This window comes from Paenibacillus sp. SJS-P3 (assembly GCF_056711585.1).
Map to the genome: position 1 here is coordinate 1,272,948 of NZ_CM160043.1, position 11,184 is coordinate 1,284,131.

Below are 11,184 nucleotides of genomic sequence, written 5' to 3' on the forward strand. Positions count from 1 at the left end.
GGATTGAAGCGATAAAATGGGAGCTATATGCGGCATTATCGTACCAGGGAATCCTGAAAAAGCAGCCAAGCTTGGTCCTCGCATATTCGAAAGGCTTCAAGTTTATGACTATGATTGTATAGGGAGTGCGGTAAGCGAGGAAGTCTATCTGGCTGGAGGATTAATCTATAACACGCCAGAGTCCCGCTTGGAAAAGCTGCCGAGAGAGGATGTTAATAACCGGTTTCTTCTTGTTGCAGACGCCATTATCGATAACAGAAACGAGTTGTTGGAAGCGCTTGGTATGAATTTGAATAAGGATGAAATATCCCGTATTACCGACAGTGACTTCATTATAATGGCATACGAAAAGTGGGGTTATGATTGTCCCAAATACTTAATCGGCGATTATGCCTTCGCCATATGGGATAAGGAACGCAGAGAGCTATACCTTGCCCGTGACCCGATGGGTCCCAGATCGCTTTACTTTACAACCGTACCGGGGATGTTCGCCTTCTGCACAATCGAGAAGCCTCTGCTTGGAATCGCAGGCACGAAGCCAACATTAAATGAAAGGTGGATTGCTGATTTTCTGGCCATTGATGGGATCCAGCATGAGATGGACTGCAGAGATACGGTATATAGCGGTATTCAACAGCTGCCTCCGGCCAACTACGCAATCGTGAGCGCTGAAGGAATGAAGCAGGTGCAATATTGGAGCGTATTGAAGGATGTCGCACCGATCCGTTATAAAACGGACGAGGAGTACATAAAGGCGTTTAACCAAATCTTCTCGGAAGCTGTAGAGTGCAGACTTCGAAGCGTGGGTGAGACAGCCATTATGCTAAGCGGCGGGTTGGATTCGGGATCAATCGCTTGTGTTGCAGCCAGGAAGCTTGAAAGGACCGGAGAGGTCCTGCATGCCTTTTCTTCGATTCCAGTAAGAGATTTTGACGAGGTGCCAGACAAGAAGACTGTCTATAACGAATCCAATGAGATTGAGCTTATCACCCAATTGCATTCCAATATTCATGTCACCTATTGCAGCTTTGAGGAGTCTAGTTCGTTGGATGATATCGATGAGTTAATTGCAATTTTGGAACAGCCTTATAAAATTTTCCAGAACATGACATGGTATCGTCCAATGCTTGAACAAGCGGCAGCAAATAACTGCACAATCATGCTCAATGGCCAAACCGGCAACGGTACTATATCCTATGGGAATTTTGTTGTCCATTTGTTGACTCTGTATAGATCTGGAAAGCTCATTGCAATGGCAAAGGAAATTCACGGACTGAGCGAATTATTGAATGTCCCGTTGAAAAAAGTTTATAAACTTGCTGCGCATGTTATTGTTCCATATAGAATTCGAAAATGGCTAGACCGCTATCGCTTTGGTAAATATGACCGATTTAAAAATGTTGTCGTAAATCGCTCTTTGATTAAAAAGTGGAATGTTGAAAAAAGATTGGACCAGATAGGAGCCAACGTACTGACGGTAAAACACCGGGACTATGATCAAGAAATGAAGCTGCGTACCAATCAGTTGGCGCTATCCCATATCGCAGCAGTGGAAACCAAGCTGTCTTTGGCTAATCGCATTACGATCCGTGATCCATCCAGAGATAGAAGAGTGGTAGAGTTCTGTTTGTCGATACCCTCGGCTCAGTTCGTCAAAAACGGCCAGGAGCGCAACTTGCTGCGCAGGGCGATGGAAGGGGTACTGCCGGAATCGATACGCACCAATCTAAAGACACGGGGCTTGCAAAGCGCTGATTGGCTGCACCGACTTAAGCCGGTCTGGCACAAGGCTGCAAATGAAATGGACAAGCTGCTCACGAATGAGGATATTAAACCTTATATAGACAGCGAGAAGCTTCAGGAACTTAGAGCACAAATGGATAATTGCCTTGAAAACAAAAATGAGGAAATCGCCTGGCAAACGCTGATCGTTCTTATTTTCGCAAGATTTATAAGGGACTTCAAGAGAGTTGCCGCAAGGAGGTATTCTTATGACCAATAAGAAGAAATATACATACAGGGCATTTGGATTAGATATGGAGTCGGATTTTGTTCTGGATGGTCTGCTTCACTCTGATGGTCCGACCCAAGTGCGCATAATACGGGGCGTGGTAGCAGTCGATTTTCCTGGACCGGATGGAGAAAATTCTTACTGGCATGAAGGAAGGGAAAAGTTCGCGTTTCGTATGCAAGATGTCGGTATTTTTTTTATTGCTTATGGGACAGAGATAATCGTTCAGAAGGATGAGAAAGCATCTGATGCTGTCGTTTCATTATTTATTTTGGGCACTTGCATGGGTGCTTTGCTTATTCAAAGGGGGCTTGTTCCCATGCACGGAAGCTCCATATCGATTCATGGTAAGCAGATTATCATATCGGGGATGTCGGGTGCGGGGAAATCAACCTTGACGGCTTCATTGAACCAGCTTGGCCATGCCTACCTCGCGGACGATATCTCCGCATTGCAAGTCGAGGAGGAAGGCAACGCCTGGATTATGCCCGCCTTTCCCAAGCAAAAATTGTGCCGAGATACGGCTGTTCAAATACTAGGAGGAATAGAGGGCTTGGAACGGATTCCCGGAATACGGGATAAATATCATGCTCCCAGGCTTGGGCCGTTCCTGGCGGAAAGCCGAAGACTCGATGCGCTATTTGAAATCTCTGTTCATTCAGGGATGCAAGTTGAAATAGAAGCGGTTAAGGGTGCAGAGAAGCTAGCGGTTCTTCTAAGAAATACGTTTCGATTCGAGCTTGTAGAATTGAAGGGGATTGGAGCGGAGCATTTCCGGCAATGTTCCAGACTCGCTTCAAAAATCGGGATTTACAAGATCAAACGTCCTCAGAACGGCTTTACGGTGGATGAGCAAATTGCCAAGATAATAGCAGTCTTGGGCTCAAATGTAATACTTTTACCCAATTAAAATGAGGGACTGTGCACAGTGGCACGGTCCCTCTTCATTATACGAGTTGTTTCATCTTCATTTCGACCAACTTACCTTCTTTAAGCTCATAAATCCGATCGCAGATATCTACAACGGACAATCGATGCGTTATGGCTATACAAATCTTATGAGGAGACAATCGTTTCATGCTCTCAATGACGCTGCGTTCCGTATTCAGGTCCAACGCGGATGTTGCCTCATCGAGCAAGAGGATAGGAGCCGGTCGCAAGAGTGCACGGGCAATCGCAATTCGCTGAGACTGCCCCTCCGATAGTCCGTGTCCGCCTTCGCCGACATAGGTGTGCAGCCCGTTAGGCAGCATCTGAATGAACTCCCACGCGCAAGCTTGCTTGGCTGCGGAGATAACTTCGTCTTCAGTAGCCGACATTTGTCCGACGCGAATGTTGTCCATGATGGTGCCGGAGAATAAGGTATTCCCCTGTGGTACATAGGAGAAGTACGGTCTTGTCGCTGAAGACAGCTCGTGCTTCTGCTTGGTGCCATCTTGGATGTAGAGCTCCCCTTCCTGAGGACGGAGCAGCGAGAGAAGAATTCGCATTAGAGTGGTTTTGCCTTCGCCCGACGTGCCTACAATGGCAATGATTTCACCTGGCTGAACTGATAAGGATACCTGATTGAGAATAAGCCTGCTCTCATCATATGCGAAGCTAATCCGGTCTATCTTCAGTGCCTGGACAACTAGGTCGCCTTGGCTACTGGAGAGCTTTTCTGTCTCTAATTCCAATGTTTCAAATTCCTTTAGGCGTTCTGCTGATGCGATGGCCGCTGCTACTTGGGGCAAGGAGCGTGTCAAGCCTTCCATCGGCCCTTGGATCTGTCCTACTAGCTGCAAAAAGGCTGTGAACGTCCCGAAGCTCGTCGTACCAGCTGATAGTTTATATGCTCCAAGACCGAAAGCGAGGAAGAACCCTATTCGGTAACCGATTCCCATAGTGACTCCGGTTGTGACCGTAAAAAACTGACGTTTCAGCACCCAAAAATACTTGTTCTGCTGAAGTTGCTCGACTCTCTTCATGCTTTCGGCTTCATGTTCGAAAGTTTTTACGATGAGGGTGTGATGAACGCTTTCCATAAGGTAGGATCGATATTGGCTTTCTGCGGCTTGTATTTGATGTTGCATTTTCTTCAGCTTTCGTCCGATAAACCAGCTAATTACGATAGAGACAGGTGCAAGCAAGAAAGCAAATAAAGCTATGATTCTATCGAAATGCCAAAGCGTGACAAAAGCCGTCACTAGTTGAACGAAAAGCGAGATCATATTCGGAATGGTATTGGAAGAGAGATCGACAACGCTTGTCACATCGCTAATCAATCGGGTTTGAATATCCCCGTTATGGTATTTATTGAGGGTACCCCACTCTGTCCTGTATAAGCGTTCCAGAAAACGATTTTGCAGGCTGTAAGTTAACGGCTCCCTGAATTTGGTTACCCGTATCGTCAGATAGGCACTCAGAAATGTCTGCATGAGTAGGATGAGGGCAAATAAAGCGATATAAAGTGCGGCTTCGCCAAATCCTTTTGCGATGGATTTATCAATCATCTTCATGGCGACAACAGCGGTAGCGACCGAACTAAGTGAAATCATGATGTTAAGGGCTATAATTACAGTGAATGACCACCAATGGCCGCTGACTTGACAGATCAGCCAACGATAAGTGTTCCAATCGGTTAATTTCTTGAATTGGTTAATTTCGTTTCTCTCCCCTGATGGTTATAGGAGGTATGTATATTTGTTGTTGTCTCTACCAGATGAACTAAGTTCAAGTCTCGAAGGCTGCTCAAAAACGCTAGGGTCTGTTCCGAGCATATGGATTCATCTACCTCGTACTCTTCCATTAGCTTGTATATGATGTCTTTCACACTAATAGGAGATTCCAAAAAACTCCAAATTCTAGAGCTGGCTTGTTCAAAAAAATAGTATTTTCCGGTTTCAATATGGATCAAGCCGATCTCCCCATCAAGATCTGTGGTGAGAACATTAACATCTCGAACGAAAAGGTCATTTAAATGAATGTGAATTTTCATGACTGCAACTCCCTTTCATATCTGCATAAGAAAAAACCGCTAACAGATGGTTTGAGTCGGTTAGCGGTTTTTGGATGCTTAGGAGAAGGAATAGAAAGTGTGTGTTCCATCGGTATAAGTTGCATCGACTTTCGTCTTGATTTCGGTTCCGTACTCCGTCTCTTTGACGCTCAACTCTTTGATTTCGGGTTGCGACCACGTTTTTTTGCTCATTTCAATCACCTCCTTTATATGATTCAGCTGCTCAGATCATTGCTTTCTTGCAGGCCGGGAATGCCAGCAATTGAATGAACCGAACGGAGCACGAATCGGTATAAACATCGAATAGTTACATTATGTATCATAAACTAAAAATAAATAAGACGCAATATGTATTGAAATTATATTGATATGGATCAAGCCGATCTCCCCATCAAGATCTGTGGTGAGAACATTAACATCTCGAACGAAAAGGTCATTTAAATGAATGAATGAAACTCCCTTTCATATCTGCATAAGAAAACCGCCAACAGATGGTTTGAGTCAGTTAGCGGTTTTTGGATGCTTAGGAGAAGGAATAAAAAGTGTGTGTTCCATCGGAATAAGTTGCATCGACTTTCGTCTTGATTTCGGTTCCGTACTCCCGTCTCTTTGACGCTTTCTTGCCGTCCGGGAATGCTAGTAATTGAATCGATTTTGCATTGACAGGTTACAATATGTATCATAAACTAAAATAAATGATGATACAGTATGTATCAAAATTTTAATTTTGATCGGGAGTGATTGAGTATGAATTAGAAATAAAAAAATATGGTTCGGCACTGAAGAGGCGGCTTTGGATCATCGTTCTTGTCGTTTTCGCGGCTTCCGTTTCAGCCTATTTCTATTCCAAGGAAATGAACCCCAGCTATTACTTCGCTAGCTCGAAGGTCATTGTCAACAATACGATTTAAGGTTCTGGAGGGGAAACAATCGACTCAGCCGTCATGGACAAAGTCGTCGACCAGTTCCCGAACCTGCGGCTGACCGCTCCCCAGCTGATCAGCATGATCATGGTGAGCTCCCTCAACGACACGCAGGTAATGACGCTGACAGTGAAGGATACGAACCATATGCGCGCGGTGCAGGTCGTCAATGCCGTCGCCCAGGTATTTCAGTCCGAAATCCCCAAAATGATGAAGGTCAATGGTGAACAGGGATCAACGGTTCAACGTCATATGCAAGCTGGAAGCCCATCTCGGAACGCTTTCGGGAAAAACGATTGCGGTATGGGGGCTCGCCTTTAAGCCGGAGACGGATGATGGACGGGATGCGCCGGCTTTCGAGATCATTCAGGCTCTATTGGACAGAGGGGCCGGAGTAAAAGCTTCTGTAGCTCAGGAAAATTTCAGCCGGCTGCTGCAGCATCCTTCTGTCCATTACTGCTCTAGTGCGGAGGAAGCGGCGATCCATTCGGATGCGCTGTGTCTGCTGACGGAGTGGAGGGAGTTCCGGGAATATCCGTTGTCCAAGCTTGAAACCCTACTCAAGAAGGCCCGTTCTGATCGACGGCCGCAATCAATTCACGGAAGAGCAGCTGGCAGATACATCGTTCATCTACTACTCCGTCGGACGGCCGAATATGAACAAGGGCGTGAAGGAAAAAAGTTCGGCGATATTGTTCTAGCGTAGAGGAGCTGCAGCCATGAGCAGAACGCAGAAGCGTGTATTGATAATCCTGTCCTCCTTCCTCGTGTTGGCATTTGCAGCGGTTCTGGCCTTCGGCTTCTACCTGTACAATTCCGTTAAGGGTACCGCTCATAAGATTTACGAGCCCGTTGCAAGGCCCAAATATGTCAGTAAGGAAAGTAAGACTGCTCAGGCTGATTTGGCGGTATCGAATGAACTGCCATTTACTGTACTCGTCATGGGCGTTGACCAAAGACCGGGCGATGCAGGCAGATCGGATACGTTGCTACTGTTAGGCGTCAATCCTCTAAAGAATGATGTGCTTATGCTCAGCATTCCGCGGGATACCCGTACGACCATTGCCGGGCTTGATAAGGAGGACAAGATCAACCACGCTTATGCTTTTGGCGGTGTGGACATGGCGATGAGAACCGTAGAGGATTTATTGGATTACCCCGTGGATTATTACGTGAAAGCCGACATGGAGGGCTTCGTCAAAATCATTGATTTACTTGGAGGGGTAGAGGTCGACAATCCGTTTGCTTTTACATACGGTGAGCATTTGTTTCCCAAAGGACAGCAAAAGCTGAATGGGGATCAGGCGCTTCTCTATTCCCGGATGCGATACGACGATCCGCGCGGAGACTTTGGACGGAGCACGAGGCAAAGGCAGATCCTTCGTGAAATCATGAAGAATACGCTAACGGTAAACAGTCTGACCAAAGTGAACAGCATGCTTGAGGAAGTCGGAGACAATGTCAAGACGAATCTTTCCTTTAACGATATGAAGGAAATTCTAATTAGCTACAAACCGAAAATCGAAGGAATCAATCAGAATGAAATTGCCGGACAAGGCAAAACGATTGACGGTATCTGGTATTATCTGGTCAGTGAAGAAGAGAAAAGCCGCATTCATGAGCTTCTGAAAAACCATCAGCAGACGAAAACGGAATCGCCTTGACGACAAGCGTTGACACAGGCAATAAGGTTATTGACGACACATATTGTTCGAAACAATATGTATTTTTTCTGCCATGACATTAGTTTATTGCTCTCCTGTTCTTTTGTTAGGGATATTAACTTATTAGTAGCAGGAGGAAGAACATGAGAATTCTACATATCGCAAATCATATTGGAGAAAAGGGTAACGGCATCGTCAATGTCCTGATTGATTTGGCCTGCAAGCAATCCGAAATGGGCCATGAAGTCCATGTTGCCTCCAAGGGAGGCGAATACGAGAGTTTACTAAATCGATTCAACGTGAGGCATCATCTGCTTGATCAATCCAGAAAGCCTAAAAATCTAATTCTCGGATTATTCACTTTTCAAAGACTGATGAAAGAAATCAAGCCGGATATTGTTCATGCCCATATGATGACAGGCGCATTACTCGCGAAGTTCTGCAGAGCGCTGAATGATTATAAAATCGTTACTCACGTCCATAATGAATTTCAAAAAAGCGCAAATATCATGGGGGTCGGGGATCGGGTCATCGCTGTCAGCAAGGCTGTGGCTGAATCCATGGAAGGAAGAGGCATAAAAAAAGAAAAACTTCGCGTCGTATTAAATGGGACAATTGGCAGTCCACGAACGTACTCGGCTCAAGATGTAAATCTAGAGGGAAATCCTAAGATCGTAACTGTTGCCGGACTGTACGAAAGAAAGGGTATCCATGATGTTATAGACGCCTTTGAAGTTGTTGTAAGAAACTTTCCCAATGCTATGCTTTATATTGTGGGCGACGGTCCTGACCGGCAAAAATTTGAGGAGAAAGCTCGGAATAAAGCATACCGTGATCTAATTCAGTTTAAAGGATTTCAATCCAACTCATCTACATATATGAGAAAGGCAGACATTTTTGTGTTGGCATCGCATAAAGATCCATGTCCTTTAGTTCTTATCGAAGCTAAAGAAGCGGGATGTGCAATTGTCGCTACAAATGTAGATGGAATCCCAGAAACATTGAATTATGGAACTACTGGTATATTAGTCCCTCCAAGGGATCCAAAAGCTTTGGGGAATGCCATAGTGGATCTTCTCTTAGACGAAGGAAAAAGGAATGATCTTAAATATAGATCAACTCAAGGGCTTGAATATTATCAAACTCAACGGGTTACGGAGGAAACGATGAAAATTTATCAAGAGATTTTCGCTCATTAATAGCCCTTTTTAAACGACCTTGCTTACTTGATTCATGACCCATATTGGAGGCTGCTAAGCGGTGAACTAATGCTTATATTGTAAAACTTTTTCATTAGTAGAATACATTAATTTCAAATTGAAGTTTATTAGCTTCCTTCAATATGTTGAGTTTTTTATCGACGCTACAAAATAATTCTGTTTTCATTTCCATATGTAAATTGAGTCTATGAATGCATTAATTATTTTTAAATTCTTTAAAACATGGAGGTGTATTAAAAATGAAAATTGTATTTACAGGTGATTCTATAGCTTTCGGCTTAGGAGTTAGGGGATCAAGTTATTGTGATATTCTTGCCTCGAACCTCTCAATGGAAAAAAAAAATTTTGCCCAAAGTGCAATGAAAATAGATGAAACTGCCAAAATAATTAATGAAATCATTGAAATTTCTCCTAAATATATTATTATTTCAACAGGAATAACAGAGGCAATAATACGCCCGAAAGAGTCTAGCTTGAAGTATTTACCAAGAAGATGGAGGAAGAGTGGATGGATGGATCCTCGTCCATATTATTCAAGCCGTTGGTACAAAAGAATTCTGGAAAGGATTGAATCTGGGCTTAGATGGCGCGTTAAAAACAGGTTGATAACTTTGTTTGGAGGAATAACACAACGTTCAGAGAGCGAATATGAATCATCTTTAACTTTTGTTTTAAATAAACTAGTAGCATCTACGGATGCCGTTATAATAGTTTCCTCACATTTTGGAATTGACGATAGATATTTTCCCGGATCAAATAAAATGCTCGGGATATTTGCGGATATAGCTCAACGTACTGTAGAGAATGTTAACAATAGTCGTGTTTTATGGATTGATATGACAAACCTGCTGAATAAATGGGATGATTTCTTTTTGGATCGCTTTCACCCTAATCATGCAGGTCATTTAAAAATTGCGAATAGATTATTAGGGGAAATAAACAACATAGAGAAACACAATAAAATAACCTATTCTCAAGGAATTGCAAAATGAAAATTTAATCCTATTATTCCGAGCCAACACGATGGCCATGCAGGAATGCTCTAATGCCCATGCCTATGCGAGGAACAATCAGGCAGCCTGGCAGCAGGTCAAGAAAAAGACGGGAATCAAGCTGGGTCGTTTTGGCAGCGCTGATGGAGGCTGTGAGAAAGTAAACATTGAGTCGCAGGAAGGAGGAGGACAATGAGATTATGTATAGTGACTCATAAGGTTGTAAAAACAGACGGACAAGGCCGGGTAAATTATGAGGTGGTGAGAGAAGCTCTTAGGCATGAAGCCGATGTCATTGTATTATCAACAGAACTGGATGCGGGACTGAAGGAAGCAGCCAATCTGACATGGCACGAGATTGCAACTCCGAGCGGATTGCCGGCAATAATCCGATATCAATTTTTTGCATGGAAGAGCTATGTCATTTTGAAAAAGTTGAAAAAGGAAGATCAGAAGCTGATTGTTGTCGTGAATGGATTCATTACGTGGGCAAAAAGTGATATTAATGCGGTTCATTTTGTCCATAACAGCTGGTTGCGATCAAAGGTACATAGCTTTCATACCTCAAGAGGACGAAAGCGTTGGTTTGCTCTTATTTACACGTTAGTAAACTCTTTGCTCGAGAAAGTAGCATTTAGTCGTACAGATACATTAATCGCTGTTTCCTCGAACATCGAGAACGAGATCAAGCAACTAGGAATTACAGCTGAAAAGATTGTTAAAATCAACAACGGCGTTGACAATTCTGAGTTCCGACCTGCTGCGACAAAAGTCCGCATGTTTGAATTTGCCGAGCCCGTTTTGACCGGATTGTTTGTCGGAGATATTCAATCTACTCGCAAGAACCTTGATCTTGTCCTGGATTCAATGCTGCACACAAATTACAATCTGGTCGTAGTAGGAGGCGTAGGGAATAGTATCTACCCAGATAAAGTCAAGGAGATGAAGCTTGAGGATCGCGTTATTTTTGCCGGATATCGAACCGATGTCGCTGAAATCATGAAATCAGTAGACTTCTTCGTCTTTCCATCCTTATATGAACCTTTTGGGCTTGTCATTTTGGAGGCACTTTCTGCAGGTTTACCAGTGATTACGACCCGGGTGTCTGGAGCTTCGGACATCTTATTAAACAGTGTGGAGCTTAGAGCAGGATACGTTATGGATGAAACGGATGACTTGAGAGGAATCGTTGAAGCAATAAATGAGTTGGCATCTAAGCCGGATTTACGCGAGCTAATGAGCAAAAATGCTAGGATTCTGGCAATAGAAAACAATTGGGAGAAAAGCGCTTCAAAGTATGTTGCTCTCTTTAAGCAATTTCATGCCGGAATTTTAGTGCGAAAATAAAGAGGCTGTCGTGAGCAGATAGTTTCCTG

At 43.8% G+C, this 11,184-nt stretch carries 10 protein-coding genes; 7 read left to right on the forward strand and 3 right to left on the reverse strand.

Features of this window, described 5'->3' with window-relative positions; genetic code table 11:
- Positions 1-16 precede the first annotated feature (16 nt).
- Positions 17-2,002 carry an asparagine synthase-related protein gene (locus AC06G8_RS05715; RefSeq protein WP_480284684.1) on the forward strand — a complete coding sequence of 662 codons (1,986 nt, stop codon included), beginning with the start codon at positions 17-19 and terminating at the stop codon, positions 2,000-2,002.
- The gene (locus AC06G8_RS05720) at positions 1,992-2,921 is read left to right on the forward strand and encodes a hypothetical protein (protein ID WP_480284685.1); all 930 of its coding nucleotides are present in this window, start codon (positions 1,992-1,994) and stop codon (positions 2,919-2,921) included. The genes AC06G8_RS05715 and AC06G8_RS05720 overlap by 11 nt, the downstream gene beginning before the upstream one ends.
- Positions 2,922-2,958: 37 nt before the next feature.
- On the opposite strand, the gene AC06G8_RS05725 is transcribed toward AC06G8_RS05720, so the two are convergent.
- The 3 genes from AC06G8_RS05725 to AC06G8_RS05735 all read right to left on the reverse strand — a co-directional run bounded on the left by AC06G8_RS05725 (position 2,959) and on the right by AC06G8_RS05735 (position 5,201).
- Positions 2,959-4,653: an ABC transporter ATP-binding protein gene (locus AC06G8_RS05725; RefSeq protein WP_480285393.1), complete on the reverse strand. Its 1,695-nt coding sequence runs from the start codon at positions 4,651-4,653 to the stop codon at positions 2,959-2,961.
- Positions 4,632-4,988 carry a PqqD family peptide modification chaperone gene (locus tag AC06G8_RS05730; RefSeq protein ID WP_480284686.1) on the reverse strand — a complete coding sequence of 119 codons (357 nt, stop codon included), beginning with the start codon at positions 4,986-4,988 and terminating at the stop codon, positions 4,632-4,634. The genes AC06G8_RS05725 and AC06G8_RS05730 overlap by 22 nt, the downstream gene beginning before the upstream one ends.
- 78 nt (positions 4,989-5,066) lie before the next feature.
- A complete protein-coding gene (locus AC06G8_RS05735) occupies positions 5,067-5,201 on the reverse strand; it encodes a hypothetical protein (protein ID WP_480284687.1) in 135 nt (44 codons plus the stop codon).
- Positions 5,202-6,152: 951 nt separating this feature from the next.
- On the opposite strand from AC06G8_RS05735, the gene AC06G8_RS05740 reads away from it, so the two are divergent.
- The 5 genes from AC06G8_RS05740 (at position 6,153) to AC06G8_RS05760 (ending at position 11,155) form a co-directional block, all read left to right on the forward strand.
- Positions 6,153-6,638 carry a UDP binding domain-containing protein gene (locus AC06G8_RS05740; protein WP_480284688.1) on the forward strand — a complete coding sequence of 162 codons (486 nt, stop codon included), beginning with the start codon at positions 6,153-6,155 and terminating at the stop codon, positions 6,636-6,638.
- A gap of 13 nt (positions 6,639-6,651) precedes the next feature.
- Positions 6,652-7,596, forward strand: coding sequence for an LCP family glycopolymer transferase (locus AC06G8_RS05745; RefSeq protein WP_480284689.1), 945 nt, complete (start codon positions 6,652-6,654; stop codon positions 7,594-7,596).
- Between the two features lie 143 nt (positions 7,597-7,739).
- Complete coding sequence (locus tag AC06G8_RS05750; RefSeq protein WP_480284690.1) at positions 7,740-8,795, forward strand: glycosyltransferase family 4 protein; 1,056 nt, start codon at positions 7,740-7,742, stop codon at positions 8,793-8,795.
- A 260-nt stretch (positions 8,796-9,055) separates the two neighbouring features.
- Positions 9,056-9,808 (forward strand): SGNH/GDSL hydrolase family protein, encoded by a 753-nt coding sequence (locus tag AC06G8_RS05755; protein WP_480284691.1) that lies wholly within the window; start codon positions 9,056-9,058, stop codon positions 9,806-9,808.
- Between the two features lie 192 nt (positions 9,809-10,000).
- Complete coding sequence (locus AC06G8_RS05760) at positions 10,001-11,155, forward strand: glycosyltransferase family 4 protein (RefSeq protein ID WP_480284692.1); 1,155 nt, start codon at positions 10,001-10,003, stop codon at positions 11,153-11,155.
- Positions 11,156-11,184 lie beyond the last annotated feature (29 nt).